General features: G+C 67.0%; 22 protein-coding genes. 7 read left to right on the top strand and 15 right to left on the bottom strand.

The window, feature by feature from the left end:
* The first annotated feature begins 190 nt into the window (after positions 1–190).
* Positions 191–940: a hypothetical protein gene (locus tag AC3A56_RS04180; RefSeq protein ID WP_487769427.1), complete on the top strand. Its 750-nt coding sequence runs from the start codon at positions 191–193 to the stop codon at positions 938–940.
* 72 nt (positions 941–1,012) lie between these two features.
* Here the strand turns inward: AC3A56_RS04180 and AC3A56_RS04185 are convergent, their stop codons facing one another.
* From AC3A56_RS04185 to AC3A56_RS04205, 5 genes are all read right to left on the bottom strand, one after another.
* A complete protein-coding gene (locus tag AC3A56_RS04185) occupies positions 1,013–1,381 on the bottom strand; it encodes a hypothetical protein (protein ID WP_487769428.1) in 369 nt (122 codons plus the stop codon).
* 282 nt (positions 1,382–1,663) lie between these two features.
* Positions 1,664–2,857 (bottom strand): acyltransferase family protein, encoded by a 1,194-nt coding sequence (locus AC3A56_RS04190; RefSeq protein WP_487769429.1) that lies wholly within the window; start codon positions 2,855–2,857, stop codon positions 1,664–1,666.
* A gap of 64 nt (positions 2,858–2,921) precedes the next feature.
* A complete protein-coding gene (locus tag AC3A56_RS04195; RefSeq protein ID WP_157599232.1) occupies positions 2,922–3,203 on the bottom strand; it encodes a DUF427 domain-containing protein in 282 nt (93 codons plus the stop codon).
* Positions 3,203–3,739 carry a peptide deformylase gene (gene def, locus AC3A56_RS04200; RefSeq protein WP_056717472.1) on the bottom strand — a complete coding sequence of 179 codons (537 nt, stop codon included), beginning with the start codon at positions 3,737–3,739 and terminating at the stop codon, positions 3,203–3,205. The genes AC3A56_RS04195 and def overlap by 1 nt, the downstream gene beginning before the upstream one ends.
* A gap of 133 nt (positions 3,740–3,872) precedes the next feature.
* Positions 3,873–4,667, bottom strand: a complete 795-nt coding sequence (locus AC3A56_RS04205; protein ID WP_487769430.1) for a DUF4197 domain-containing protein — start codon at positions 4,665–4,667, stop codon at positions 3,873–3,875.
* A gap of 174 nt (positions 4,668–4,841) precedes the next feature.
* On the opposite strand from AC3A56_RS04205, the gene AC3A56_RS04210 reads away from it, so the two are divergent.
* The 3 genes from AC3A56_RS04210 to AC3A56_RS04220 all read left to right on the top strand — a co-directional run bounded on the left by AC3A56_RS04210 (position 4,842) and on the right by AC3A56_RS04220 (position 7,709).
* Complete coding sequence (locus AC3A56_RS04210; RefSeq protein WP_487769431.1) at positions 4,842–6,917, top strand: carbon starvation CstA family protein; 2,076 nt, start codon at positions 4,842–4,844, stop codon at positions 6,915–6,917.
* Between the two features lies 1 nt (position 6,918).
* The gene (locus AC3A56_RS04215) at positions 6,919–7,113 is read left to right on the top strand and encodes a YbdD/YjiX family protein (RefSeq protein ID WP_056717469.1); all 195 of its coding nucleotides are present in this window, start codon (positions 6,919–6,921) and stop codon (positions 7,111–7,113) included.
* A 107-nt stretch (positions 7,114–7,220) separates the two neighbouring features.
* Positions 7,221–7,709 carry a DUF2127 domain-containing protein gene (locus AC3A56_RS04220; protein ID WP_487769432.1) on the top strand — a complete coding sequence of 163 codons (489 nt, stop codon included), beginning with the start codon at positions 7,221–7,223 and terminating at the stop codon, positions 7,707–7,709.
* Between the two features lie 402 nt (positions 7,710–8,111).
* On the opposite strand, the gene AC3A56_RS04225 is transcribed toward AC3A56_RS04220, so the two are convergent.
* The 7 genes from AC3A56_RS04225 to xerD all read right to left on the bottom strand — a co-directional run bounded on the left by AC3A56_RS04225 (position 8,112) and on the right by xerD (position 18,326).
* Positions 8,112–8,978, bottom strand: coding sequence for a hypothetical protein (locus AC3A56_RS04225; RefSeq protein ID WP_157598787.1), 867 nt, complete (start codon positions 8,976–8,978; stop codon positions 8,112–8,114).
* A gap of 545 nt (positions 8,979–9,523) precedes the next feature.
* Positions 9,524–10,429 (bottom strand): DMT family transporter, encoded by a 906-nt coding sequence (locus tag AC3A56_RS04230; RefSeq protein WP_487769433.1) that lies wholly within the window; start codon positions 10,427–10,429, stop codon positions 9,524–9,526.
* A 61-nt stretch (positions 10,430–10,490) separates the two neighbouring features.
* Positions 10,491–11,411: a glycosyltransferase family 2 protein gene (locus AC3A56_RS04235; protein WP_056717467.1), complete on the bottom strand. Its 921-nt coding sequence runs from the start codon at positions 11,409–11,411 to the stop codon at positions 10,491–10,493.
* A 67-nt stretch (positions 11,412–11,478) separates the two neighbouring features.
* Positions 11,479–12,222 (bottom strand): hypothetical protein, encoded by a 744-nt coding sequence (locus AC3A56_RS04240; protein WP_487769434.1) that lies wholly within the window; start codon positions 12,220–12,222, stop codon positions 11,479–11,481.
* Positions 12,223–12,251: 29 nt separating this feature from the next.
* Positions 12,252–16,118, bottom strand: coding sequence for a phosphoribosylformylglycinamidine synthase (purL, locus tag AC3A56_RS04245; protein ID WP_487769435.1), 3,867 nt, complete (start codon positions 16,116–16,118; stop codon positions 12,252–12,254).
* A gap of 326 nt (positions 16,119–16,444) precedes the next feature.
* A complete protein-coding gene (locus AC3A56_RS04250; RefSeq protein ID WP_200950263.1) occupies positions 16,445–17,215 on the bottom strand; it encodes a DsbC family protein in 771 nt (256 codons plus the stop codon).
* A gap of 193 nt (positions 17,216–17,408) precedes the next feature.
* On the bottom strand, positions 17,409–18,326 hold the full coding sequence (xerD, locus tag AC3A56_RS04255; RefSeq protein ID WP_056717535.1) for a site-specific tyrosine recombinase XerD: 918 nt from the start codon (positions 18,324–18,326) through the stop codon (positions 17,409–17,411).
* Between the two features lie 49 nt (positions 18,327–18,375).
* Here xerD and AC3A56_RS04260 point away from each other — a divergent pair, with 49 nt between their 5' ends.
* From AC3A56_RS04260 to AC3A56_RS04270, 3 genes are all read left to right on the top strand, one after another.
* Positions 18,376–18,879: an RDD family protein gene (locus AC3A56_RS04260; protein WP_487769631.1), complete on the top strand. Its 504-nt coding sequence runs from the start codon at positions 18,376–18,378 to the stop codon at positions 18,877–18,879.
* Positions 18,880–18,934: 55 nt separating this feature from the next.
* Positions 18,935–19,702, top strand: coding sequence for a class I SAM-dependent methyltransferase (locus AC3A56_RS04265; RefSeq protein ID WP_487769436.1), 768 nt, complete (start codon positions 18,935–18,937; stop codon positions 19,700–19,702).
* A gap of 88 nt (positions 19,703–19,790) precedes the next feature.
* A complete protein-coding gene (locus AC3A56_RS04270; protein ID WP_056763952.1) occupies positions 19,791–21,044 on the top strand; it encodes a polyhydroxyalkanoate depolymerase in 1,254 nt (417 codons plus the stop codon).
* Positions 21,045–21,846: 802 nt separating this feature from the next.
* Here the strand turns inward: AC3A56_RS04270 and ltaE are convergent.
* From ltaE to lptF, 3 genes are all read right to left on the bottom strand, one after another.
* The gene (ltaE, locus tag AC3A56_RS04275; RefSeq protein ID WP_487769437.1) at positions 21,847–22,866 is read right to left on the bottom strand and encodes a low-specificity L-threonine aldolase; all 1,020 of its coding nucleotides are present in this window, start codon (positions 22,864–22,866) and stop codon (positions 21,847–21,849) included.
* Between the two features lie 337 nt (positions 22,867–23,203).
* Positions 23,204–24,304: an LPS export ABC transporter permease LptG gene (lptG, locus tag AC3A56_RS04280; RefSeq protein WP_056713685.1), complete on the bottom strand. Its 1,101-nt coding sequence runs from the start codon at positions 24,302–24,304 to the stop codon at positions 23,204–23,206.
* Entirely contained in the window at positions 24,301–25,416 is a 1,116-nt protein-coding gene (gene lptF / locus AC3A56_RS04285) for an LPS export ABC transporter permease LptF (RefSeq protein WP_487769438.1), read from the bottom strand. Before lptF ends, lptG begins: the two co-directional genes overlap by 4 nt.
* Positions 25,417–25,426: the final 10 nt, after the last annotated feature.

The raw sequence follows: 25,426 nt of genomic DNA on the forward strand, positions 1-25,426 counted from the left end.
TCATCTTCTTTCTTCACCAGAATTCTCCCGGGCGGGATTCCGCCCCCGACCCACTCTACGCCATCGCATCTTCCTGCGATGTTTTCCGATGGCGCCCGGGGTTCGCGAGCGCTGTAGTCTTGGCATCTGCCGATGGCCGGCCACCTGTCGCCCCACCGCGCAGCCCCCTTACCCACAAGGAACACAACGCATGTCTGACCAGAACGACATCCGCATGGAAGACTGGAATCGCCTGCAACATGAAGTGGCCCGTTTGCGTGTACTGGTGATCGTCGCCCTGCTGGCGGTGATTGCCCTGGCCGCCATGTCCCTGCTGCGCAAACCGGAGGCGTCGGCCAAGCCCGACGCGATCATCCGCACGCAGGGCCTGGTGATCACCGATGCCCAGGGCCACGACCGCATCCTGATCGGCGCACCGGTGCCGGCCAGCAAGGACCGCACCCGCAAGGACGATGCTTCGGACGGCATCATCTTCCTCGGCAAGACCGGCGCCGACCGTCTCGCGGTCGGGCAAACCCCGACCCTGCATATCGATGGCAAGACCTACAAGCGCCGGGGCGACGACAACAACTACGGCATGACGCTTTACGACACCAAGGGCAGCGAGCGCGGTGGCATGGCTTCGATGGGCACCGGACGCGTCGGCATTGCGCTCGATCGCGCCACGCCCCCGTACGAGGCCATCGGCCTGATGGTGGACGACGAGGACAATTTCGCCGGGATGTACATCAACTACGGCGACCCCAAGGCCCGGGGACCAGCCTTTGAAATGGGTACCGATGCCAAAACCGCCCATGTCCAGTTCAACGGCACGGATGGACTTGCGCGCGCACAATTGAACCTCGATGACGCCAACAAGCCGGCGTGGCAGTTCGATGATGCCGCATCGGCGAAGGCCGCCGCGGAGAAGGAACAGGCCGCACAGGTCGAAAAGCACTGAGCAAGGTGACAGGCGGGCCATGGACGGCTCGCAGATTCGCCACACCGAGCTTCGCGCATCCTCGCCGCAAGCTCAGCGCATGTGCACCCAGTACACCCGGGTGCCGTTTTCGGCATCTTCGGCGCGACGCCCGGCGCGGCCTTCGACCACGACGCCCCAACGCGAGCGCATGCGGCCTGCCTGCAGGTAGTCGATCCGGACATTCTCCGCCGGAGCAATGGCGAAGTTCGCCGCGATCACCAGCACGCCATCGCCTTCGTACATCACCGACGCGGGACGGCCAACCGCCGCCCCCCAGCCCACGTGCAGTTCACACGGAACGGGCTCGAACACGCCCCGATGATCCAGACCCCATCCCGCCGTCCTGTCGAGCAGGGGCTTCAGATCGGGATGATCCCAATCGACTACGTGGCGTGACGGTGGTGGCTTGGCATGGTTCATGTTGCCGATGTTCCAGAGCTCTCTTTCTTCCGGCCGGACGTCCTGCAGCTCGCCCGGGAGCGTTCTTCGTGCCATGCAGCGTCGGGTCGGGCGCAACCTGTCCGCGGCGGCAATCGCTGCACTTCCCGAAGCTACAGGGGGCGTGGTCAAGATGGCGTCCACACCCGCGCGCACTTGAACAGCCACGGGCGCGCTGCGGCAAAGAACGCGTATCCCGCCGCGACCACGCCGCATGACGCCAACCTGGCGCGGCCGGCATCATGAACTGCGTCCGACAAGTGCTCAGTCGACCGCCATCGCCACCGGGGCGCCTGCAGCCGCGCGCGGGTGCAGCAGCCGTGCACGCAACCAGCGTTCACACGGCAGCGACAGCCAGCGCTCCACCGCCTTGCCAAGCAGCCAGCATGACGGCAACGCCAGCAGGTACCACAGGCACCCCCAACGCGGATCGTCGCCAGTCAACCGGAAAATCCGCACCACGGCGAACACCACGAACATGTGGCTCAGATAGATCTCGTAGCTGAGCCGCCCCCACGAACGCAGCCAGTCCAGCCCGCGCCACGGTTGCCACGGGCCGCGCCGCTGGCGCTGTTCGCAGGCCAGCAGCAGGCACAGCGCCGACACCGCCAACAGCAGCATGTACCCGTCGCGAAGCAGGTGCCACATCGCGGCCCCGAAGATCGTTGCCGCGATCAGGCCGACCGCGCCGAGCCAACCCAGCAACCCGCTGGTGCGCCGTGGCGGCAAACGCCAATGCGCTGCCAGCAGCGCACCCAGCACACCGATGGCGATCGCCGACATGCCGGGCAGGTACGCCTTCTCCTGCCAGATCTCGTTGCCGCGCAAGGCGGCATGTGTCCACGGCATCGACAGCGCCAGCACGCCCAGCAACAGCATCAGCACCCCACGCCGACGCGTCGCCAGGCAGACCAGCGGGAAACCGATGTAGAACACTTCCTCGATCGACAACGACCACAGCACGTCCCAGTTGCCGGGCAGGTAACCGGTCCGGCCTTCGTACCAGTTCAGGTGCAGGCCGAGCGCGGCGAAGATCGCCCGCGGCAGCGACTGGCCCTCGCGATGGATCACGTAATCCTGTACGCCCAGCAGGTGCAGCACGCTGAGCACCACGATCAGCGCCAGCAGGCAGGGCACGATGCGGGCGAAGCGCCGCGTGTAGAACGCGCGCAGGTCGATCCGCTCCAGGCTGCCCCAGCGGCGCAGCGCATTGCCCGCGATCAGGAAGCCGGAAATCACGAAGAACACGAACACGGCCTCGTAGCCGTTGTAGTTCAGGCGGCTCAGCAACCATGCCGGCAGCACGTCGGCCAGCACACTCTGCTTCAACGGGATGCGCAAGCCCAGGTGGTTGAGCACCACCAGCACGATCGCCAGCCCGCGCAACAGGTCGATGCCGGGGTTGCGGGCGCCGGTCGCCGCGACGGCGTTTCCGGAAGAGGCTGGCACGGTCTGCATGGATGAAGCCGCATCGAGACGATGCCGCATCATCGACGAGCGCCGAGGCCTCGGCAACTGCACCTCAGTCGATGACGCGTATCCCTTTCCAGAAGGCGACGCGCCCCGCGATCTGCGCGGCGGCTTCCTTCGGGTGCGGGTAGTACCATGCGGCCTGCGCATTGACCGCGTCACCGACGATCACGTCGTAGTAGCTGGCCGTGCCCTTCCAGGGGCAGACGCTGTGATGATCGCTCTCGCGAAAGTATTCATGCTGCAACGACGCAGCGGGAAAGTAGTGATTGCCTTCGACCACGACGGTATCGTCGGTTTCGGCCAGCACGGCGTCGTTCCAGATGGCTCTCATCAGTCGTCTCCCAGCTCCTGCCCGGGGAACAGCACGTCGGTGTAGCCGAAGCGGCTGAAGTCGGTGATGCGCGACGGATACAACCGGCCGATCAGGTGGTCGCATTCGTGCTGCACCACGCGGGCGTGGAAGCCTTCGGCGCGGCGGTCGATGCGTTCGCCCTGGGGGTCGATGCCCTGGTAACGGATCAGGCTGTAGCGGTTCACCGCGCCACGCAGGCCCGGCACGGACAGGCAGCCTTCCCAGCCCTCCTCCATGTCCTGCGACAACGGCGTGATCACCGGATTGAGCAGGATCGTGCGCGGCACCGCCGGCGCCTCGGGGTAGCGTTCGTTGTTGTCGAAACCGAAGATCACCAGCTGCAGGTCGACACCGATCTGCGGCGCGGCCAGCCCCACACCGTCGGCGGCATGCATGGTGTCGAACATGTCGACGATCAGCGCATCGAGTTCGGCCGTGCCGATCATCGCGGCGGGTACGATCGGCGCGACGCGCAGCAGGCGCGGATCGCCCATTTTCAGGATTTCGCGAATCATGGGAGCCTCGCCTTGAACGCTGTTACTGGATGATTTGTGGTCGATGCGATGTCGATGCAAGCGGCGATGCCGATGCTTCAATAGCAAAAAGCCAGGCAAAGCCCGTACCGATTTGCTGAAGCCGCAAGCGGCTTCAGCCGCCGAAGACCTTCTTCAGCAGGTCGGTGGTGCGCGCGCCGGGGTTGTGCCGTATCGACTGTTCCTGTTCGCCGATGGTGGTGAACAGGCCGTCCAGGGTTTTCGTCGTGACGTAATCGTCCAGGTTCAGTGCATTGCCACCCTTGTTCGACTTGCCGCCACCGAGCGAACCGAGCAGCCCGCCCAGCTCGCCACCTGTGCCACCGGAGGTGAACGACTTGTACTTCTGGGTGACGCCGACGCTGTCGGTGGCGTTGGCCACGATCGGGTGGATGCGCGCGGTCAGCGCGTCGCCGGCGACGCGACGGAAGAAGTCGGTGGCCGCGTGGTCGCCGCCGGTGAGGATGCCGCGCGCGTCGCTCAGCGTCATCTTGCGGATCGCGTCGCCGAAGATCTGCGCCACCTGCGGTACCGCCTTCTCCGCCGCGCGGTTCATGCTCAGCTCGAACGCGTCGACCTTGGCGCCCTGCCCCAACTGCCGGGCCAGCTTGCCGGCTTGTTCGAGCTTGCCCGGCAACGGGATGCGCACCTTGTTGTTGTTCCAGAAGCCACCGTCGCGGCCCAGGCTGTTGATCGCATTGGTGGTGCCCTTGGCCAGCGCTTCCTTGAGGCCGGCGGCGATGTCGCTGCTCGGCAGGTTGCTGCCCAGCTGCGACGAGTTCGAGGTGTGCGTCGACTGCTTGACCTTGTTCAGAAGGTCCTTGAACTGGCCGGATCCCATCGCCGTCAGCGGCACCACCGCTGCAACGAGAGCCAGTCCGAGCACGCCGTGGCGAATGGCGATACGCATGACGAATTCCTTTGTGGTCGGCAGGACGGCCAGTGTAGCCCTGCCATGCCGCCCATGGCGTGACCGGCTTCGCCGCGCCATTCGACCAATGGCTAATGCCGCTTTGCGGGTTTTGGGATTGACCCCGCCGCCCGACGGGCAGACCCTTGGACGACCACCGAGGAGAGCCCAGCCATGCAAGCCACCGTCATGCCCAAGCCCAGCCCGGCCAGCAAGATATTGTGGGTCGCCATCGCCATCGTGGGTGCGTTCTGCCTGGGCGTGGTGGCGCTGCGACGAGGCGAGCCGATCAACGCGATCTGGCTGGTCGCCGCATCGATCGCGATCTTCGTGATCGGTTATCGCTTCTACGGCAAGTTCGTCGAGCACTCGGTGCTGAAGCTGGACCCGACCCGCGCGCCACCCTCGGTGCTGCGCAATGACGGCCTCGATTACGTGCCCACCGACAAGTGGGTGGTGTTCGGTCACCACTTCGCCGCGATTGCCGGCGCCGGTCCACTGGTGGGTCCGGTGCTGGCGGCGCAGATGGGTTACCTGCCCGGCACCTTGTGGATCCTGTTCGGCGTGGTGTTTGCCGGCGCGGTGCAGGACTTCATGATCCTCGGCCTGTCGCTGCGCCGCGATGCCCGCTCGCTGGGCCACATGTTGCGCGAGGAACTGGGCCCGGTACCCGGCCTGGTGGCGATGATCGGCGTGCTGGTGCTGATGATGATCGTGCTGGCGGTGCTGGCCCTGGTGGTGGTCAAGGCGCTGACGCACAGCCCGTGGGGCACCTTCACCGTGGCCGCCACCATTCCGATCGCGTTGCTGATGGGCGTCTATCTGCGCTGGTTCCGGCCGGGAAGGATTCTCGAAGTGTCGATCATCGGCCTGCTGTTGCTGCTGGCGTCGATCTGGGCCGGCCGCTTCGTGGCCGAGTCGGCCACGCTGGCGCCGCTGTTCGACTTCGACGCCAAGGCGCTGGCCTGGTGGCTGATCGGCTACGGTTTCTGCGCCTCGGTGCTGCCGGTGTGGCTGCTGCTGGCGCCGCGCGATTACCTGTCCACCTTCCTCAAGATCGGCACCATCGCGCTGCTGGCGCTGGCGATCTTCCTGTCCGCGCCGATGCTGCAGATGCCGGCGGTGACGCGTTTCATCGACGGCAGCGGCCCGGTGTTCGCCGGCAACCTGTTCCCGTTCCTGTTCATCACGATTGCCTGCGGCGCGGTATCGGGCTGGCACTCGATCATCGCCTCGGGCACCACGCCCAAGCTGCTGGCCAACGAAAGCCAGGCGCGCATGGTCGGCTACGGCGGCATGCTGATGGAGGCGTTCGTGGCGATCATGGCGCTGGTCGCCGCCGCCTCGCTGCACCCGGGCGTGTACTTCGCGATGAACGCTCCGGGCGCGATCATCGGCACCACCGTGCAGGACGCCGCCACCACGATCAGCCAGTGGGGCTTCGTGGTGACCCCGGACGAATTGATCCAGACGGCAAAGAACATCGGCGAGAACAGCATCCTCAGCCGCGCCGGCGGCGCACCCACGCTGGCCGTGGGCATGGCTCAGCTACTGCACAACATCATCCCCGGCGGCGGCATGATGGCGTTCTGGTACCACTACGCGATCCTGTTCGAGGCGCTGTTCATCCTCACCACGGTGGACGCCGGTACTCGCGTGGGCCGCTTCATGATCCAGGAGATCGCCGGCCTGATCCACAAGCCGCTGCAGGAAACCGACTCGTGGACCGGCAACCTGCTGGCCACCGCGATCTGCGTGTTCATCTGGGGCTACTTCCTGTACCAGGGCGCGGTCGATCCGCTCGGCGGCATCAACACCTTGTGGCCGCTGTTCGGCATCGCCAACCAGATGCTGGCCGCGATCGCGCTGATGCTGGCGACCGTGGTGGTGGTGAAACTGAAGCGCGAGCGCTACGTCTGGGTGCCGGGCATCCCCGCGATCTGGCTGATCATCTGCACGCTCACCGCGGGCTGGCAGAAACTCAGCGGCCCGATCAGCTTCACCGCCGCCGCCAACAAGTATTCGGCCGCGATGCAACAGGGCCAGTTGCTGGCTCCGGCGAAGACCCAGGCCGAGATGCAGCAGATCGTCACCAACAACTACGTGGACATGGCGCTGACCGGCCTGTTCATGCTGCTGATCGTGGCGATGGTGGCGTTCTGCCTGCGCGCGCTGGTCAGGGGCTGGAAGGCGAATCACCCGACCGCGCACGAGGAACCGTACGTGGCGCTAACCAGCGTGGCCGGCTGAGATGAACGCGACCTTCCGGTCCGTGCGCAAGTGGGCGGTGCAAACCGCCCGCCTGTGCTGCGGCGTGCCCGACTACGACGTCTACGTGAAGCATCTGCGCGAGCATCATCCCGAGCGCAAGGTGCCCAGCTACGGCGAGTTCTTCCGCGAACGGCAGGAAGCCCGCTACAAGGGCGGCGGCGGGCGCTGCTGCTGATTCCGCCGCAATCCTGATGCTCTCCCGGTGATCGCCGTGCCAAAGCGCACTGGCGATCCCGGCCCAGGCGAGGACAATGGGCGGATTGCCTGTACCGCCTGGCCTCCATGTTCCCACGCAAGCATCCCGCGCCTTCCGCCACGCCGTCACAGCATCACGCCGGCCTGCGCATCATCGCCATCTACGAGATGGTCAAGACCGTCTGCCTGCTGCTGGTGGCGATGGCCGCCTTCCACTTCTACCACGAGCAGAATTTCGACCGGCTGGTGCACTGGCTGGAGCATCTTTCGCTGGCCGACAGCAATGGCCTGCGCTGGAAGCTGGTGGAGGTGCTGCAGGATTTCGGCCCCAGCAGGTTCGTGGCGGTCGGCGCGGTGGCGCTGGGCTACGCGGTGCTGTTCGCGATCGAGGGCGTGGGCCTGTGGCTGGGCAAGCACTGGGCCGAATGGTTCACCGTGATCGCCACCGGCTCGCTGATTCCGCTGGAACTGTACGAGACGCTGTACCACTTCGGCTGGCTGAAGCTGGCCACCCTGCTCGGCAACGTGGTGATCATCATCTACCTGGTGCGCATCGCGCTGCAGCCGCGGAGGTAGTACGGCGATCTGGCCAGGCAGTTCTTTAGTACTGCCCGACAAATGTTTCATTGTTTGATTCGAATAGAAGCGTTTCGACCTCCTGCGGAGGACGAGTTACTTCTCTTGAGTCGCCAAGAGAAGTAACCAAGAGAAGGCGACCCTCCTCGGCGCTTGCCGGGTTGCACCCGGCAAGTCCGTGAGTCGCGGCCGGGCTTTTCGACAGCACATCCCTGTGCTGCCGAAAAGGGATCGGCATCGTGCCGATCCCCCTTCGGGCCTGTCGGCCACGACTCACCGCCTCACAAGGGGGTGAAGACCAAGATCAATTGCAACAGCCGAAGGGAAAGGCGCTTCGTCTGGCGAGCGCCGGCAGTCGATCAGCCAATTCAATTGCCTCCGTCGCCTTTTGCTTGAGCTCCATTAGGCCAAATGGGTGGGTAACGGGGACGATACTGGCCAGCGCTCAAGCGCGGCCAAGAACTCCTCGATGCCACCGTTTCTCATGGAGAAGCATTGCGCGATCGGCATATCGGTATTCGTCTCAGCGATACGTTTATGCAATGCCTTCGCCCTGCGCTCCCAAGCCTTGTCCAGAAGCACCAGGTCGCAGCAGTCCACTGCATCCACCGCGTGCATCAAATCCAACGCCTCGTTGTTGGTGATCGGCGCGTTGGTATCGAGGATGAGCTCTCGCAACAATTCGCCCGAAATGATCTGCTGCCGCGTGCGTCCGTCGTCTAGTCGAGCGGCCTTGGCCTTACGCCGGTAAGGCTCCCTTTGGCGGTAGATGCCCAACGAGGCTACAAGCGTTGATGCAACCTCGTCCAAGGTTTCCACCATCTTGTCTCGATTCTCATGGACTATTTGAAACATCCCTCGGAACGTTTCCTGGAAGGATTGGGCTTGAGCCCAACGGCGAGAAAAGAAGTCCATATTGCGGTGGTCGGCTGGTGGAAGTGGTCGCGCCGCTGTGGTGGTTTCTCCCGTCGCCGCCCGTGCCGCAACCGGCTCGGACAGGCAGAGGTAAATGTAGGGAACCACTTGCGCCAGCAACCACTCGGCTCGGTCGACATGACGGGGATCAGCGAAGCGGGCGAACTCACCCATGGAAAGGGCCGCCAGGAGCCAGGTTCCGTTTCGGCCCCGGATGCCTTGGGCAAACCGCATTGACAGTTCGTCACTCTCGGAGATCGCCCGAATGGCAAACGTGTCCAAATAGACCGCTGGACTCACGAATTGCTGAGTCCACATCACGTCGTCCCCATCGAACGCAAAAGAAATGGGCATGCGCTGTCGCCTCTTGCGCGTGAACAACCGGCGACCAAGGAGCCCGCGGCGATCTCCCCGCAGCCGCTGATGATCGGTGGCACTGTCTTGGCACCTTACCGCACCCTGGCGGGTGACATGCCCGTTCATCGAATCGTCGTCGGAAGTGTCGACGAACACACGGCAGAAGCCAACTGGAAAAAGGAGCGGAGGCAGGTAAATTGGTTGATCAGCAGCGAACACTCGTCAGACAAAGAGCTTGTGGCATCGCTTGTTGCTCTTGCTCTGATCACCCCCTTGTGAGGCGGTGAGTCGCGGACGAAAGGCCCGCAGGGGCGTCGGCATGGATGCCGGCGCCTTTTTCGCCAGGACAGGAGTCCTGTCGAAAAGCCCGGCCGCGACTCACGGACTTGCCGGGCGCAGCCCGGCAAGCGCCGAGGAGGGTCGCCTTCTCTTGGTTACTTCTCTTGGCGATTCAAGAGAAGTAACTCGGCCACCGAAGGTGGACGAAACGCTCCTGATCCAAAAATACCAAGACGCTGTGATCGGCCCGATCCAACCACCCCTCACACCTCGTGATGGACCGCCTCGGCTGGCAGCGCCTCGCCCTGCCGCCGCGGCATCAGCTCCACCAGGTACATCGCGGCCAGGATCAGCCCGCCGCCGACGACCATGCGCCAGCTGAGCGCGTCGACACCCAGCAACACCGCGAACGCGGCGGCGAACACCGGCTCGGTGGTCATCACGATCGCGGCGCGGGCAGCCGGCAGGTGCGACTGCGCCCAGGTCTGCATCAGCATCGCGCCGGCGCCGGCGATCAGCGCCATGTACAGGATGGCCAGCCACGCGCCGCGATCGGGTGGCAGCACCGGCCCGTGCGGCGCGGTGGCGAGCAGGCAGACCACCGCGATCGCGACCATCTGCACCGCCGACAGGCCGAACGCCTCGCCCGGTCGCGACCACTGGCCGAGCAGCACGATATGCAGCGCGTACAGCGCGGCCGAGGCCAGGGTCAGCCACACGCCGAGATCCACCGACACGCCGTTCAACGACAGCAGGCCAAGGCCCAGCGTGGACAACGCCACCGCCAGCCACACGATGCCGGCCATGCGCTGGCCCAGCAGCAGCATCGCCAGGATCGGCGTGAACACCACATACATGCCGGTGGCAAAGCCGCTTACACTTGGCGCGATCAGCGACAGGCCCCAGGTCTGCAGCAGCTGGCCGCAACCGTAGACCAGGCCCAGCAGCAGGCCGCGCAGCACCTGGCGTCGACCCAGCCGCCACACCGGCCGGGCGAACAGCACCAGCATCGCCGCCGCGGCGATGGCGAAACGCACGGCCAGGAAGTCCGCCACCGGCATGCGCCCGACCACGTCCTTGATCAGCACGAAGGTCGAGCCCCACACGGCGGTCATCGCGATGAGGCCGAGCGTGGCCAGCGTGGTGAGGCGGCGGTGGGAGACGGACATCGGGAAGGCGGCCGGGCAGTGAGGCGGGCAAGTTAGCGCAACCGACGCGCGGTGTCGCGGCCTACTCGTTGTCGACCGGCGGCGGCCGGCGGCGGGCCTTCAGCAGCAGCAACCGCCACAGCTGCCCGGGAATCTGCAGCAGGAAGTGGGTCCAGATACCCAGCCACACGGTCACCGAAACCAGCCGGTTGTCGGCCGCCGGGTCGTGCTTGCGGAACCACTGCCACATGCCCCGGTGCTTGTGCCGGCTGACGAACACCGGACGGTGCCGGCTGGAGCTGCCCTTGCCGTGGTGTATCCGGATGTCGCCGGCCAGCAGCACCTGGTAGCCGATGTCGCGCACGCGCCGGCACAGGTCCAGGTCCTCGCAGTGCAGGAAGTAGTCTTCGTCGAAACCGCCCATGCGGCGGAACAGCGCGCGCGGCATCAGCATCAGCGCGCCGGACACCGCTTCGGCCTCGATCAGCCGGGGCGGGATCTCCTCGTCCACGTTGACCTTCTCGCCGGCCCGGTTGAGCAGGCTGTTGAGCGAACGCTGCAGCAGCGGATCACGCCGCCAGGACGCCGGATCGGCGCGACCCTCGGCATCACAGACCACCGCGCCGATCAATCCCACCTTCGGCTTGCCGGCCAGCAGGCCGACCAGTCGCTGCAGGTCGCCGTCGCGCAGCATGCAGTCGGGATTGAGCACCAGCAGCGCATCGCCCTGCGCCTGTTGCGAGGCGAGGTTCACCGCGGGGCCGAAGCCGAGGTTGCGGTGGTTGTAGATCACCTTGAGCCGGTTGTCGTGCGCATGGGCGCGCTCGATCGCCTCGGGCACGCCATCGTGCGAGTCGTTGTCGATCAGCAGCAGCTCCAGCGCCTGCGAACTGGCCAGGATGCTGCGCACGCATTCGCGCAGGGCCGGACCGCTGTCGGCGGATACCACGACCACGCTGAGCGGCAGCGTGAACGGCGAGCGATGGAATGCAGGGGTATCCATTCGGCAAGTATGCGCGGTGACGCGTGAACGTAAAACCTCGAAGCGTCGACATCGCGCGACTCCGACCTCAGCCTTCGTCGTCGTCCCTGCCGAGCACGGCCGGCAAGGCCAGTGGCATCGCGTCGTCGCCACGGCTCAGCCAGGGCTGCTCGCCGTCCCAGCCAGCCAGTTGCCAGCGCCGCAACCGGTATCGCCGATCGCGCTGGCGATCCCACAACAGCAGCGAGCGTTCGTCGCGCAGGCGCGCCACCAGCCAGCGACCGGACACGCTGAAGGCGATCGCGTCGCCCACGTCATCGATGCACTCGCCGGTGGCGAGCCGGCAGTGGCCATCGCTGCACACCACGTTGCCGCCCAGCGGATCGGGCGGACGATCGACGACGGCCTGCCAGCGCACCGGCTGCAACTCGATGATCCGCGCCGGCGGTCCGCTGGGCGCCAGCGCCAGTTCCGGCCATTCGGGCGATGGCGGCGCCGGCGGCGCACGCCGCAGCTCGCGATCGAGCCAGGCCTCGAGCCCCGCCAGCAGGGTGTAGCCGGCCAGCGCGCCGAGCAGGGCCGCGCCCCAGGCCAGCACGTCGCCACCCAGGCTGCGCTGCAGCGCGAACAACATGCCGGGCAGTCCCCAGCGCAGCGCGCGACGGATCATCGCGGTGTGCGCACCGGTCAGGCGATGTTGCAGCAACACCGTCGAGGCGGCGAGCGACAGCAGCAACGGCAGGCCCAGCCACCACGGCAACACTGCCAGCAACGCCATCCATGCCGCGACCAACAGCAACGCACGCGACGCGGGCCAGCGGCGCCGGGCCATCGCTCAGCGCCTCGTCAACCGCAGGAGGTTCAGCCGCACCACACGCGCGCGTTGCGGAACATGCGCATCCACGGGGAATCCTCGCCCCAGCCGTCCGGATGCCAGCTCAGCTGTGCCGTGCGGAACACGCGCTCGGGGTGCGGCATCATGATCGTCACGCGGCCATCGGCGGCGGTGAAGCCGGCCAGGCCACCGGGCGAACCGTTGGTGTTGAGCGGGAAGCTCTCGGTCGGCTTGCCGCGGTTGTCGACGAAGCGCACCGCGCCGTTCGACTTCGACGGACTGCAGGCGTGCGGGAAACTGACCCGTCCTTCGCCGTGCGCCACCGCCACCGGAATCCTCGAACCGGCCATGCCCTTGAAGAACAGGCTCGGCGTGTCGAGGATCTCCAGCGTGACCAGGCGTGACTCGTACTGTTCCGACGCATTGCGCAGGAACTTCGGCCAGTGCTGGGCGCCGGGGATGATCTCCTTCAGCTGCGACAGCATCTGGCAACCGTTGCACACGCCCAGCGCGAACTTGGTCGGGTCGGCGAAGAACGCGCTGAACTGCTCGCGCAGCATCTCGTTGTAGAGGATCGAGGTCGCCCAGCCACGACCGGCACCGAGCACGTCGCCGTAGGAGAAACCGCCGCAGGCCGCGAAGCCGCGGAAGTCCGCCAGCTTCACCCGCCCGCTGGCCAGGTCGGACATGTGCACGTCCACCGCGTCGAAGCCGGCGCGGGTGAAGGCCGCCGACATTTCCACCTGGCCGTTGACGCCCTGCTCGCGCAGGATCGCGATGCGCGGACGCTCCCCGCTGGCGATGAACGGCGCTGCCACGTTCTGCGCCGGGTCGAAGCCGAGCTTCGGGCTGATGCCCGGATCGGCATCGTCCATCCGCCATTCGAGCTCGGCGTCCGCGCTTTGCGGGTTGTCGCGCTGGCGCTGCATCGCGTGGCTGGTCTCGTTCCACGCCTTGAACAGCGTGCTCCAGTTCCACTTGAACAAGGTGTCGCCGCCGAGGAACAGCTTGATGCCCAGCTTTTCCTTGGGCCGCCCGATGCGGTAGCTGATGCCGGCCAGGCCGTACTTCACCAGCAGCGCCTCGAACGCCTCGCGGTTGGCCTCGGCCACCTGCACCACCGCGCCGAGCTCCTCGTTGAACAGCGCGCGCAGGGTCGCCTCGGCCCAGCCGTCCAGATGGATTTCCAGGCCGCAGTGGCCGGCGAAGGCCATCTCCATCAGGGTGGTGATGACGCCACCGTCGGAACGGTCGTGATAGGCCAGCAGAATGCCGGCGGCGTTCGCTTCCTGGATCAGCTCGAACAGTGCCTTGAGGCGCTTCGGATCATCCAGGTCCGGCGGCACGCCACCGGAACGGTTGAACACCTGGGTCAGGCAGGAACCGCCGAGGCGATCGCGGCCCGCGCCCAGATCGATCAGCCACAATTCCGAATGGCCGCGATCCAGCCGCAGTTGGGGCGTGAGCGTGCGGCGCACGTCGGTGACGCGGGCGAAGCCGGTGATCACCAGCGACACCGGCGACACCGTGCGCTGGTCGGTCTGGCCGTCGTGCCACACGGTCTGCATCGACAGCGAGTCCTTGCCCACCGGGATCGAGATGTCCAGCGCCGGGCACAGTTCCATGCCCACCGCCTTGACTGCATCGAACAGCGCAGCGTCTTCGCCCGGATGATTCACCGCGGCCATCCAGTTCGCCGACAGGCGAATGTCGCCGAGGTTGGCGATCGACGCGGCGGCAAGGTTGGTGATCGCCTCGCCCACCGCCAGCCGCGCCGCATCGGCGCTGTTCAGCACGGCCACCGGCGCACGTTCGGCCATCGCCATCGCCTCGCCGGCGTAGCCGTCGAAGTCGGCCATGGTCACCGCGCAATCGGCCACCGGCACCTGCCACGGACCGACCATCGGATCACGATGATTGAGGCCGCCGACGGTGCGGTCGCCGATGTTGATCAGGAAGCTCTTGCTGCCCACGGTGGGCAGGCGCAACACGCGCAGCAGGGCCTCGTCCATGCCCACGCCGGACAGGTCCGGCACCAGGTCGACGCGCGGCTTGACCCGCTTCGCATCGCGATGCATCCGCGGCGGCTTGCCGAACAGCACGTCCATCGGCAGATCGATCACGGTCAGCTCGCGCCGCGGATCGGTCAGCACCAGCTGGCGCTCGGCAGTGGCGTCACCGACGACGGCGTACGGGCAGCGTTCGCGCTGGCACATGGCCTCGAATTCCGCGAGGTTCTCCGGCGCGATGGCGAGCACGTAGCGTTCCTGCGACTCGTTGCTCCACACCTGCATCGGCGACAGCGAGGGGTCGTCGCAGGGGATCTTCGACAGGTCGATCACGCCGCCGACGCTGGCATCGTTGAGCAGCTCGGGGATCGCGTTGGACAGGCCGCCGGCGCCCACGTCATGCACGCTGACGATCGGGTTGGCGTCGCCGCGGGCGCAACAGGCGTCGATCACTTCCTGGCAGCGCCGCTCCATCTCGGCGTTGTCGCGCTGCACCGAGGCGAAGTCCAGCTCCGCGCTCGACGCGCCACCGGCCACCGACGAGGCCGCGCCACCGCCCAGGCCGATCAGCATCGCCGGGCCGCCCAGCACGATCACCTTGTTGCCCGGCTGCACCGGACGCTTCAGCACGTGGCCCGCGCGCAGGTTGGCCAGGCCCCCGGCCAGCATGATCGGCTTGTCGTAGCCGCGGCGGAAGCCGGGCTGGCCGGGCAGCTCGGCTTCATAGCTGCGGAAATAGCCGCCCAGACAGGGACGGCCAAACTCGTTGTTGAACGCGGCCGCGCCCAGCGGGCCGTCGCGCATGATCTCGAACGCGCTGGCCATGCGCGGCGGCAGCGGCCGCTGCACTTCCCACGGCTGCGGATGGCCAGGAATGCGCAGGTCGGAAACCGAAAAACCGGTGAGGCCGGCCTTCGGCTTGCCGCCGCGGCCGGTCGCGCCCTCGTCGCGGATCTCGCCACCGGCGCCGGTGGCGGCACCGGGCCACGGCGCGATCGCGGTGGGATGGTTGTGCGTTTCCACCTTGATCGCGAAGTCGATGCGTTCCTCGTGGCCGCGCCACACGCGATCGGCCGGATCGGCGAAGAAGCGACGGCCGGTGCTGCCTTCGATCACCGCCGCGTTGTCCGAATAGGCGGACAGCGTATGCGCGGGCGACTGCTGATGGGTGTGCTTGATCATGCCGAACAGGCTCTTGTCCTGTTCCTCGCCATCCACCGTCCAGCTGGCGTTGAACACCTTGTGCCGGCAATGCTCGGAGTTGGCCTGGGCGAACATGAAGAGTTCGGCGTCGGTGGGGTCGCGGCCCAGCTCGGCGTAACGATCGACCAGGTACTCGATCTCGTCATCGGCCAGCGCCAGGCCCAGCCGCCGGTTCGCCTCGGCCAGGGCAGCCTGCGGATCGGCACCGAGCGTGACGTGCACCAGGTCGCCCGGCGTCCCGGCCAGGAACAGGCCCTGCGCGTCGTCGATGCGGGTCAGCACCGACTGCGTCATCGCGTCATGCAGCACCGCCAGGATCGCGGCGTGATCGGGCGCATCCTCCGCTGGCAGCCCGGCGACCAGCCAGGCCTGCCCCCGTTCCACGCGACGCACATCGAACCCGGCGCCATGCAGGATGTCGGTGGCCTTGCTCGACCACGGCGAAATCGTGCCCAGCCGCGGCACCACCCACAGCGTGGCCGGCTCCGGCGCGGCGTCCTTCGCCTCCAGCACGGCGAGCAGCCGCTGGCGCAGCTCGCCGGCGGGCGCGGTGTCGGCATCGATGAAATGGACGAACCACGACGCCTGCACGCGCACGCCATGATGCAGGGCATCAAGGTGAGCATTGAGGCGTTCGAGGCGGAACGGCGAGAGGGCGTTCTGCCCGTCGAGTGCGATCATGCGGGGAACGAAGCTATGCGAGGGAATTGCCCATTCTAGCTCAAGCCGTCTTCGGCTACGCCGAAGACGCATTCGCCCCTCCCCCTGCTAGCAGGGGGAGGTTGGGAGGGAGTAGCCCCGGCTACCCAAGCCGTCCCAGCGAAGCCGCTCCCCTGGCTTTTGCCCTCCCTCCCTTCGCGCAGGGGGGAGGTTGGGAGGGGTCGCTCTTGATCCTGCCGCAAAGAGCACCCCACCCCAGCCCTCCCCTGCTGCGCAGGGGAGGGAGCAAGGCAGGGAATCACAGATTCGCTCCTCCCTGTCTTGCAGAGGAGGGGGCAAGGCGAGTATCAGCCGCCCTGCTTCAACGCCTGCAGCAACTGTTCGGGCGTCACGTAGCCGCCCAGGGTGCGGCCGTCCGGGCCGTAGATCGCCGGGGTGCCGTTGACACCCAGCCTCACGCCCAGGTTGAACTGGTCCTTGACCGGGTTGACGCAGGTCGTCGGCGCGGGCGGGCGCCCCTGCTTGGCCGCGGTGAACGCGGCCTTGCGATCCCTGGCGCACCACACCGACACCATTTCGGTATAGGTCGGCGTGGGGCCACCGGCCGTGGTCACCAGGCCTTCGCGCGGCCAGGCCAGGTATTCCACCGCGATGCCTTCCTTGTTGAAGTCCGCGATGTGTTCATGCAGCGCACGGCAGAAGCCGCAATTGACGTCGGTGAACACGGAGATCGTGTACTTCGGGTTGGCCGGCGCATAGACGATGCGCTCGGACTCCGGCACCTTGGCCAGCTCGGCCTTGCGGAAGCGCGCCCAGGCGTCATCGCTGGCATTCTGCTTGCGGCCCAGGTCGATCAGGTCGCCGTGCATCATGTACTTGCCGTCGGCGCTGATGTAGAGCATCTGACCCGAGGCGATCACCTGGTAGAAACCCGGCATCGGCGCCGGCTCGATCACGTCCACGTTGATGTTCGGCGCCAGACTGCGGATCGCCTTCTGCACCATCTCGCGCACGGCCGGCGTCACCGCGGCGGTGGCGGCCGCCGCCGGCTCGTTCTGCACGGCGCAGGCACTCAGCGAAAGACCACCCAGGCACAGCGCCAACACAAGATTCTTCAGCATCACCAGCCTCGTTCATCGATCCGTCGCGGGGATCGACGGTATCGCCCATTCTCGCACAGGCCGAGGGCTCGTCCGGGGATGTGCGACGGAATGCCAGGGCCGGGGTTGAGCCGGGATTTTCCCGGCAGCCAGCCACGCCGGCGCGCCGCCATTGCACCCTACCGACCAGGGCCTCTCACCCACCCCGCCATCACCCCCGCGGGTGATGCTGCGCATGCAGCCGCTTCAACCCCTCCTTCGCCACCAGTGTGTAGATCTGGGTGGTGCTGAGCGAGCTGTGGCCCAGCAGCATCTGCAGGGCGCGCAGGTCGGCGCCGTGGTTGAGCAGGTGGGTGGCGAAGGAGTGGCGCAGCACGTGGGGCGAGATGCGTTTCGGGTTGATGCCGATGCGCAGCGCGTAGCGCTTCACCAGGGTCCAGAACATCTGCCGGGTCATGCCCTCGCCGCGCTGGCTGAGGAACAGCGCCGCGGGCTGTCGCCCCTTCGCCAGTGCCGGACGGACATCGGCCAGGTACTTGCCGATGTGTGCCAGCGCCTCTTCGCCGACCGGCACCAGGCGGTCCTTGCCGCCCTTGCCGGTCACCCGCAGCACGCCCTGGCGCGGGTTCAGCGCGGCCAGCGGCAATTCGACCAGCTCGGATACGCGCAGGCCGGAGGCGTACATCAGTTCCAGCATCGCGCGATCGCGCAGGCCCAGCATGGTGGAGCTGTCCGGCGCCTGCAGCAGGCCGTCGATCTCGCGCTCGGCCAGCGCCTTGGGCAGGCTGCGCGGCAGTTTCGGACGTTCGATCAGCAAGGTGGGATCGGCGAAGCCAGGCTCGTTGCGGACCCGGAACGCGTAGTAGCGGCGGAATGCCGACTGCCGTCGCGCCAGCGATCGCACCGCCACCGCCTGGCTGCCGTGATAGGCGGAAATGTCCTCGCGCCGCGCCGTGGCCAGCTCGCGACCGTGGCTGGCCAGCCATGCGGCCAGCGATTCCAGGTCGCGCCGATACGCTTCCAGCGTGCGATCGGCCAGGCCGTCCTCCGACCACACCCGCTCGACGAACGCAGCGATGCTGCGGCGGTCGGCTTCGGCGATACTGTCGCGGATCATTTCCTTCTCCATGCGCACGATGCTGGCCATTGCGCGCGCCCGACGCAAGCGACCGGACACGATGCCCGCAGATTCCACCGCCACCCCTGCCCCCTGCCCGCTGTGGCGCCGCCTGCTGGCGCTGGTCTACGACCTGCTGATCGTGGTGGCGATCGTGATGGTGGTGGGCCTGCTGTGCCAGCTCGCCACCGGCGGCAAGCTGATCACCACCGGCGCGAAGACCGTGGTGCCGCTCTGGTACCAGTGCCTGCAAGGCCTGGTGGTGGCGGCGTACTTCATCAGTTCATGGCGACGCGGCGGGCAGACCGTGGGCATGCGCCCGTGGCGCATCCGGGTGACCCGCGACGATGGCGGCACGGTGACCCTGCAGCAGGCGGTGATCCGCCTGCTGGTGGCCGGCGCGCCGATGGTGCTGTTGCTGCTGGCGCCCGCGTTCGGCCTGCGCACCACGCTGTGGACGCTGCTGGTGGTGTGGGCGGGCTGGTTTGTCGTGGCGCTGTTCGATCGTCGCCGGCGCGCCGTGCACGATTTCGCGGCCGGCACCGAAGTGCGTCGGCTCGATTGAGGCAGCAGCGTCCGGCTTCACGCCTTGCTCAGCCCGGGAAAGGTTCAATCCGCCGATGACCCGAAGCCAAGCCGACACCAGCCGCAGCGATGCCGACCTGGTCCGCATCAACCGCGGCTTCTACGAATCGCTGTGGTCCGCGGCCAGGCTGATCGGGCCGGAACGTTTCAATACCTGGCCGCTGTCGCGTGAACTGGCCGAGGCCGCGCCGCGCCGGCTGGAAGTGGCGCCGGGCCTGCGCCCGCGACTGCCGCTGGCCGGCACCTGTTTCGTCGATCTCAGCCACGCCGCGCTGCGCCGGCTGCAAGCCGGCGGCGGCAACGCCATCCACGGGATGATCGGCCAGCTGCCCTGCGCCGACGCCAGTTTCGACCTGATCTGCGCGCTCGACATCCTCGAACACGTCGCCGACGACGACGGCGCGCTGGCCGAATTGGCCCGCGTCGCCGCACCGGGCGCCAGCGTGCTGCTGTCGGTGCCGCTGCATCCGCAGGCGTGGACCGCCTTCGACGAGTTCGTGGGCCATTACCGGCGCTACGAACCGACGGAAATCCTGGTCCGGCTGGCTACCCACGGTTTCGTCCTGAAACAAAGCGCGGTCTACGGCATGCAACCGGGCTCCTCACGCCTGCTGGCGCTGGGCCAGTGGTACCTCACGCACCAGCGCGAACGCGCGATGTGGTGGTACAACCGGGTCTTCATGCCGATCGGGCTGCGCTTCCAGAAACCGCTGCAATGGCACGCGGGACTGGGCGACACCGACGGCGTCGACGAGGTGCTGCTGCGCTGCACGTATCGGCCAGCGGCAGCGCCAAGCCACTGATTGGATTGGGGGCCATCGCTGCGGCATCGCAACACGCACCGCCAAAACGGCGCTAAGATGGCTGCTTTCGTCCCAGCAATCCCCTTCGATGCTCTATCAGATCCACGAATGGCAACGCGCGTTCCTCGGCCCGCTGAGCCACTTCGCGCAGGCCAGCGCGAACATGCTCAACGACACCAGCAGCCCGTTCGCCCAAGTGCCGGGCGCGCAGCGGCTGGCCGCCGGTTACGAGCTGATGCACCGGCTGGGCAAGGATTACGAGAAGCCGGAGTTCGGCATCCACAGCGTCACCGCGCATGACCACGAGATCGCGGTGATCGAGCGGGTCGCGCTGGCCAAGCCGTTCTGCCAGCTCAAGCGCTTCAAGCGTTTCAGCGACGATCCGTCGACCATCGAGAAGATGAAGAACGATCCGGTGGTGCTGGTGGTGGCTCCGCTGTCCGGCCATCACTCCACGCTGCTGCGCGACACCGTGCGCACCCTGCTGCGCGACCACAAGGTGTACATCACCGACTGGGTCGACGCACGCATGGTGCCGGCCGCCGAAGGCACGTTCGGGCTGGACGACTATGTCGCCTGTGTGGAGGACTTCATCCGTCACATCGGCGCCTCCAGCGTGCATGTGATCTCGGTCTGCCAGCCCACCGTGCCGGTGCTGGCGGCGGTGTCGCTGATGGCCGCACGCGGCGAGGACACCCCGCGCAGCCTGACCATGATGGGCGGCCCGATCGACCCCCGGCGCAGCCCCACCAGCGTCGACAACCTGGCCACCCAGCGACCGCTGTCATGGTTCAAGGGCAACGTGATCCACACCGTGCCGCCGAATTACCCCGGCCGCGGACGCGAGGTCTATCCCGGCTTCCTGCAGCACGCCGGCTTCATCGCGATGAATCCCGGCCGCCACATGACCTCGCACTGGGATTTCTACCAGGACCTGCTGCGCGGCGACCAGGACGATGCCGAAGCGCACCGCAAGTTCTACGACGAGTACAACGCCGTGCTGGACATGCCGGCGGCGTTCTACCTCGACACCATCGAGAAGGTGTTCCAGCAGTTCCTGCTGCCGCGCGGCCTGTGGGACGTGGCCGGCGAACGGGTCGATCCCTCGGCGATCAGGCGCAGCGCCCTGCTCACCATCGAGGGCGAGCTGGACGACATCTCCGGCCTGGGCCAGACCGAAGCGGCGCACGATCTGTGCAGCAGCATCCCGGCCAAACGCCGCGCCCACCGGGTGATCGAAGGCGCTGGCCACTACGGCATCTTCAGCGGCCGCCGCTGGCGCGAAACGGTGTACCCGCAGGTGCGGGATTTCATCCGCAAGTTTGATCAGGTGGCGAAGTAGCGCTGGCGGGTTATCCGCTGCGCGGCGCGTTTCGTTGCTTTCAGAGTGATGGGTTTTCGTCCTCCTTCGGAGGGCAAATTCTTTTCTCGCGTTTGCCCCGATTCGCTTGGAAGCAAGAGCTCAAGTGCAGAGCGGTCGATCGCCTTCGGCGACCGAGTCACTTTCTCTTTGCGTGGCCAAAGAGAAAGTAACCCAAGAGAAAGGCCACCCCGATGGCGCGCCCTCCGGGCATCCTGCCCTGCGGGTGCGCGGACGGGCTCCGGGGGTTCGCCGACAGTCCATCCCTGGACTGACGTCGAACTGGCCGGCATCCCTGCCAGCCACCCCTGCGGGGCCTTTCCTCCGCCCGCCCGCCGCGCCATAGGGGCCCCGGGTAGAGCAGCGCGCTCCCAGCGCGCACTCGGTGATGAAGCTGAAAAGCAAAAGCAAAGCTCCGGGTCGCCGCTTTGCTCTTGATCCGGCTCTTCTGAAAAGTGCGGGCCACGATGGCCCGCTGCTCTACCCGGGGCCCCTCTGTAGCGGCGAGGCGGGGTCGACAGGCCGCGTAGCGGGAGCCGACAGGGATGTCGGCTCCTTTTCGCACGGACAGGATGTCCGTTCGAAAAGCCCGGCCCCGGCTCGCGGACTTTCCGGGCAGGATGCCCGGAAAGCGCGGAAGCGGGGTGGCCTCTCTTTGGGCCACGTTTCTCTGGCCACACAGAGAAAGGTGGCTCGGCTGCCATAGGCAGACGAAAGCTTTTCGTTCTGATGCGCAAGGGCAGGCAAAAGCGGCCTGCGCAGCAAGCCGACGAGAAGCAGACAATCAATGCCGCGCGAAAAACTCGCGGAACGCGGTGGCCGTGCGTTCGATGCCGTCATCGTCGACATCCAGATGCGTCACCAGGCGCAGCGTGGGCAGGTAGCCGATGCTGATGCGGATGCCGGCCGCGCGCAAATGGACGTCCAGATCGCGCAGGCGTTCGGCCGGGACGTCGATGAAGACCATGTTGGTGTACTGGCCCAGCAGGTCGATGCCGGCGACCTCGCGCAAGCGGCCAGCCAGATATTCGGCGCGATGATGATCCTGCGCCAGCCGCGTCACATGATGATCCAGCGCGTGCATGCCCGCCGCGGCGAGCATGCCGGCCTGGCGCCAGCCGCCGCCGGTGACCTTGCGCCAGCGGCGCGCCTTGTCGATCAGGGCGTGCGAGCCGACCAGCACCGAACCCACCGGCGCGCCGAGGCCTTTCGACAGGCAGATCGAGACGGTGTCGAAATGCCGCGCGATCTCGCGCGCCGGCACGCCGCACGCCACGGCGGCGTTGAACAGGCGTGCGCCATCGAGGTGCAGGCCGAGGCCATGCGAGCGCGCCACGTCGTGCGCGGCAACCAGGTAATCCAGCGGCAATGTGCGGCCGTGCCAGGTGTTTTCCAGCGCCAGCAGGCGGGTTCGCGCGAAGTGCGGATCGACCGGCTTGATCGCCGCCTCGATGCGCGCCAGCGGCAACGTGCCGTCGTCGGCGTGCACGATCGGTTGCGGCTGGATCGAGCCCAGCACCGCGGCGCCGCCGCCCTCGAACTTGTAGGTATGCGCGTCCATGCCGACCAGGTATTCGTCGCCGCGCTCGCAATGCGCCAGCAGGGCCAGCAGGTTGGATTGCGTGCCGCTGGGCACGAACAGGCCGGCGTCGAAACCGAGCTCATCGGCCAGCCGCCGCTGCAGCGCGTTGACGGTGGGATCTTCGCCGTAGACGTCGTCGCCGACCTCGGCGCCGAGCATCGTTTCGCGCATCGCGGCCGTCGGCCGCGTCACCGTATCGCTGCGCAGATCAACCCATTCCACGGCTCACCCCTGCTGTCGGCAAAGCCGACAGCTTGGCCCGATCCGGCATCGCCGGCAAGTTGATCCGACTACTGCAGCAGCTGGTAATGCACCATCGCCCAGCCGGCCGAAGCACTCAGCTGAATACAGGCGATCAACCAGAATCCGCAGGCATCCTTGTGCCAGAAAGGCTTGGACATGACTCCCCCCCGAGAGTTGGTGATGGCGGAAGCAAGCAGCTTCCGTCCTGCGATGACGCGCGGCGGGTGTCGCTTCGGCGTCCATTCGATAGTGGGGGCTTGCGGGTCGACGATGCTGAGAACGCGGTCACATTGCCGGGGAAAAACAGCTGCGGCGATCAGACCCGTCGCCGGAAGTACAACCAGGCGACGAGCACCAGGATCACCGCCGGCAGCAGGTTGGCCAGCAGCGGCGGCATGCCGTAGACCGTACCGAAGTTCACCATCGCCTGCTGCAGGAAATACCAGCCCAGCGCGAGCAGGATGCCGATGAACATGCGCTTGCCGAGGCCGCCCGAACGCAGCGACCCGAACGCGAACGGCATCGCGCACAACACCAGCACCAGCACGTTGAGCGGATACAGCGCACGTCCCCAGAACGCCACCGCGTAGCTGCCGGGACTCTGCCCGTTGCCTTCCAGGTAATCCATGTTGCGGCGCAGGTCGCGCATCGACAGGTACTGCGGCTGGATCACCGACTGCGCCAGCACCTGCGGATTCAGCGTGGACTTCCACGGCAACTCCGCCTCGGTGCCGGCATGCGTGCCGGCTTCGTCCAGCGTGGTGATGCGCACGTCGTGCAGCATCCACTGCCTGCCGTCGTGCTGGGCGGTCCTGGCCCAGGTGAAGCGATGCAGCTGGCCGTCCTTGCTGAAGTTGAAGATGCGCACGTCGCTGAGCTGCACGGTGGCCAGGCCGTCACGCTGCTTCAGCGAGGTGCCGCGCGCATTGATCACGTCGTCGCCGTCGCGCGCCCACAGTCCGCTGCTGGTGGTCATGCCGAGGTTGCCGGACTTCATCCGCGCCTGCATCACCTGGGCCTGCTGGTCGCCCCACGGCGCCAGCGTCTCGCCCATGATCACCACGCCCACGATCAGCACCGCGACCACGCCCACCGCCGAACCGGCGATGCGCAACCGCGACATGCCGGCGGCGCGCAAGGCAGTAAGTTCGCCGGTGCCGGCCAGGCCGCCCAGGCCCAGCAGGCCACCGATCAGCGCCGCATTGCCAAACATCTCGTAGGCACGGCGCGGGAATGTCACCAGCACGTAGGCAATCGCATTGCTCAGCGTATAGCCGTGCTTGCCCACGTTGCCGAGCTGGCGCAGCAGCTGGGTGACCGCGTCGAAACCGGTCAGCACCAGCCACACCATCAGCATTGAGCCGAGCACGCTCAGCGCGACCAGCCGGTCGACCCGCTTGATGTTGAACACGCTCATGCCGCCGCGCCCGAGGTCGGCGGCCGCAGCTTGCGCGGGGAATACTGTTTCCACAGCATCCAGCCGGCCATGCCCAGCACCAGCGCGTGCAGGGCCCACAGCGGCACCTGGTTGTGCCAGTGGTCCTTGCCGATCTGGGCGCGGCCCAGCGCCAGCAAGGTGTAGTAGAGGTAGAACGTGACCACCGCCAGCAGCAGCCGGCCGTACCTCGGTTCACGCGGACTCTGCCGCGACAGCGGCAGCGCCAGCAGCAGCAGCACCAGGGTCAGCGGCGGCGCGTTGGCGCGCCAGGCGAATTCGGCGCGATCGTCCGGATCATCGGACTGGAACAGCGCCCAACTGCTCTTGGAATGCGCGGGATCGTCATCCTCGTCGGCCCGCACCTCGGACAGCGAGGTGTCGTTGCGCTGGTACTGCATCTGCCGCCAGTTGTTGGCGCCCAGCGGGATGTCGTATTGCCAGCCGTCCTTGAAGGCGATGAAGCGGCCGTCGCCGTTGCTCTCCTGGTACAGCTCGCCGCTGGTGGCGCTGACCAGTTTCAGATGCGCCGGGCCGTCCTTGCTGTCGCTCTGGGTCGCCACGAAGGTACGGCCCAGCTTGCTGCCGTCGCGGCTGAGGGTGTCGACGAAGATGATGCCGCCCTTGCCGGGCAGTTCGGTGAAGCGTCCCGCATCGAGGCCGGCGGCAATCACCGAACGGTTCGCCGCGGCGACCATCGCGTCGCTGGTGCGCACGGCCCACGGTCCCACCCACAGCGAGACCACGGCGGTGATCGCGACCAGCACGGCGCCCAGGATCAGCACCGGCCGCAGCAGCCCGCGCGGCCCCATGCCCGACGACGACAGCACGTGCATCTCGCTTTCGCGATACATCCGCCCGAGACCGAGCAGGATGCCGATGAAGCTGGCCAGCGGCATCATGTTGGTGAGGCCGTCGAGCGTGCGCAGGCCCAGCACCTGGAACATCACGCTGGCGGGGAAGCTGCCGTTGGCGACCTGCTGCAGCACGCGGGCGAACGCACTGCCGGCCACGATCACCAGCAGCACCACCACGGTGGCGGCCACGGTCTGCGCCAGCTCGCGCAGGAAATAGCGGTCGAGGATGCTCAGCATGCGATAAACT

It is taken from the genome of Rhodanobacter sp. Soil_C_14, assembly GCF_057657335.1.

Excerpts from the sequence above, each read along its gene's own strand:
- def (WP_056717472.1), bottom strand. The coding sequence starts at position 3,739 with ATGATTCGCGAAATCCTGAAAATGGGCGATCCGCGCCTGCTGCGCGTC.
- xerD (WP_056717535.1), bottom strand. The coding sequence starts at position 18,326 with ATGGAGAAGGAAATGATCCGCGACAGTATCGCCGAAGCCGACCGCCGC.
- AC3A56_RS04215 (WP_056717469.1), top strand. The coding sequence starts at position 6,919 with ATGAACGCGACCTTCCGGTCCGTGCGCAAGTGGGCGGTGCAAACCGCC.
- AC3A56_RS04270 (WP_056763952.1), top strand. The coding sequence starts at position 19,791 with ATGCTCTATCAGATCCACGAATGGCAACGCGCGTTCCTCGGCCCGCTG.
- AC3A56_RS04235 (WP_056717467.1), bottom strand. The coding sequence starts at position 11,411 with ATGGATACCCCTGCATTCCATCGCTCGCCGTTCACGCTGCCGCTCAGC.
- AC3A56_RS04220 (WP_487769432.1), top strand. The coding sequence starts at position 7,221 with ATGTTCCCACGCAAGCATCCCGCGCCTTCCGCCACGCCGTCACAGCAT.
- AC3A56_RS04210 (WP_487769431.1), top strand. The coding sequence starts at position 4,842 with ATGCAAGCCACCGTCATGCCCAAGCCCAGCCCGGCCAGCAAGATATTG.
- AC3A56_RS04205 (WP_487769430.1), bottom strand. The coding sequence starts at position 4,667 with ATGCGTATCGCCATTCGCCACGGCGTGCTCGGACTGGCTCTCGTTGCA.
- lptG (WP_056713685.1), bottom strand. The coding sequence starts at position 24,304 with ATGAGCGTGTTCAACATCAAGCGGGTCGACCGGCTGGTCGCGCTGAGC.
- AC3A56_RS04230 (WP_487769433.1), bottom strand. The coding sequence starts at position 10,429 with ATGTCCGTCTCCCACCGCCGCCTCACCACGCTGGCCACGCTCGGCCTC.
- AC3A56_RS04180 (WP_487769427.1), top strand. The coding sequence starts at position 191 with ATGTCTGACCAGAACGACATCCGCATGGAAGACTGGAATCGCCTGCAA.
- AC3A56_RS04265 (WP_487769436.1), top strand. The coding sequence starts at position 18,935 with ATGACCCGAAGCCAAGCCGACACCAGCCGCAGCGATGCCGACCTGGTC.
- AC3A56_RS04195 (WP_157599232.1), bottom strand. The coding sequence starts at position 3,203 with ATGAGAGCCATCTGGAACGACGCCGTGCTGGCCGAAACCGACGATACC.
- lptF (WP_487769438.1), bottom strand. The coding sequence starts at position 25,416 with ATGCTGAGCATCCTCGACCGCTATTTCCTGCGCGAGCTGGCGCAGACC.
- AC3A56_RS04260 (WP_487769631.1), top strand. The coding sequence starts at position 18,376 with ATGCCCGCAGATTCCACCGCCACCCCTGCCCCCTGCCCGCTGTGGCGC.
- AC3A56_RS04225 (WP_157598787.1), bottom strand. The coding sequence starts at position 8,978 with ATGCCCATTTCTTTTGCGTTCGATGGGGACGACGTGATGTGGACTCAG.
- AC3A56_RS04240 (WP_487769434.1), bottom strand. The coding sequence starts at position 12,222 with ATGGCCCGGCGCCGCTGGCCCGCGTCGCGTGCGTTGCTGTTGGTCGCG.
- purL (WP_487769435.1), bottom strand. The coding sequence starts at position 16,118 with ATGATCGCACTCGACGGGCAGAACGCCCTCTCGCCGTTCCGCCTCGAA.
- AC3A56_RS04190 (WP_487769429.1), bottom strand. The coding sequence starts at position 2,857 with ATGCAGACCGTGCCAGCCTCTTCCGGAAACGCCGTCGCGGCGACCGGC.
- AC3A56_RS04185 (WP_487769428.1), bottom strand. The coding sequence starts at position 1,381 with ATGAACCATGCCAAGCCACCACCGTCACGCCACGTAGTCGATTGGGAT.